Here is a 1,415-nt window from a genome sequence, read left to right on the forward strand (position 1 = left end):
GTTTCCCATCGACTACGCCTTTCGGCCTCGCCTTAGGGGTCGACTCACCCTGCCCCGATTAACGTTGGACAGGAACCCTTGGTCTTTCGGCGAGGGAGTTTTTCACTCCCTTTATCGTTACTCATGTCAGCATTCGCACTTCTGATACGTCCAGTGTGGGTTACCCCTTCACCTTCAACCGCTTACAGAACGCTCCTCTACCGCTTGCTCATAAGAGCAAACCCATAGCTTCGGTGTATTGCTTAGCCCCGTTAAATCTTCCGCGCAGGCCGACTCGACTAGTGAGCTATTACGCTTTCTTTAAATGATGGCTGCTTCTAAGCCAACATCCTAGCTGTCTAAGCCTTCCCACATCGTTTCCCACTTAGCAATAACTTTGGGACCTTAGCTGATGGTCTGGGTTGTTTCCCTTTTGACGACGGACGTTAGCACCCGCCGTCTGTCTCCCGAGTAGTACTCACTGGTATTCGGAGTTTGCAAAGGGTTGGTAAGTCGGGATGACCCCCTAGCCTTAACAGTGCTCTACCCCCAGTGGTATTCGCTCGAGGCGCTACCTAAATAGCTTTCGAGGAGAACCAGATATCTCCGAGTTTGATTGGCCTTTCACCCCCAGCCACAAGTCATCCGCTAATTTTTCAACATTAGTCGGTTCGGTCCTCCAGTTGATGTTACTCAACCTTCAACCTGCCCATGGCTAGATCACTCGGTTTCGGGTCTACGCCTTGCAACTAAACGCGCAGTTAACACTCGGTTTCCCTACGGCTCCGCTATTCGCTTAACCTCGCTACAAAACGTAAGTCGCTGACCCATTATACAAAAGGTACGCAGTCACGGTCTCAAGAACCGCTCCCACTGCTTGTACGTACACGGTTTCAGGTTCTATTTCACTCCCCTCACAGGGGTTCTTTTCGCCTTTCCCTCACGGTACTGGTTCACTATCGGTCAGTCAGGAGTATTTAGCCTTGGAGGATGGTCCCCCCATATTCAAACAGGATGTCACGTGTCCCGCCTTACTCGTTTTCATCTATGGTTAGTTTTCATGTACGGGACTATCACCCTGTACCGTTGAGCTTTCCAACTCATTCCACTAACACCCCATAGACTTAAGGGCTAATCCCCGTTCGCTCGCCGCTACTAGGGGAATCTCGGTTGATTTCTTTTCCTCTGGGTACTTAGATGTTTCAGTTCCCCAGGTTCGCCTCATAACGCTATGTATTCACGTTATGATGACCACTTATGTGGCCGGGTTTCCCCATTCGGACATCGTTAGCTCAAATGCTTGTTACTAGCTCGCCAACGCTTTTCGCAAGTTACTACGTCCTTCATCGCCTCTGACTGCCAAGGCATCCACCGTATACGCTTAGTCACTTAACCATACAACCCAAATGAGTTTCACAAGGAAACTTAATCGTTGT

General features: G+C 49.8%; 1 rRNA gene. It reads right to left on the minus strand.

What is annotated here, in order from left to right:
* Positions 1 to 1,374, minus strand: a 23S ribosomal RNA gene (locus tag Q4546_RS19100); the annotation flags it as partial.
* Positions 1,375 to 1,415: the final 41 nt, after the last annotated feature.

It is taken from the genome of Shewanella sp. 4_MG-2023 (assembly GCF_030548015.1).
Lineage (GTDB): Bacteria > Pseudomonadota > Gammaproteobacteria > Enterobacterales > Shewanellaceae > Shewanella.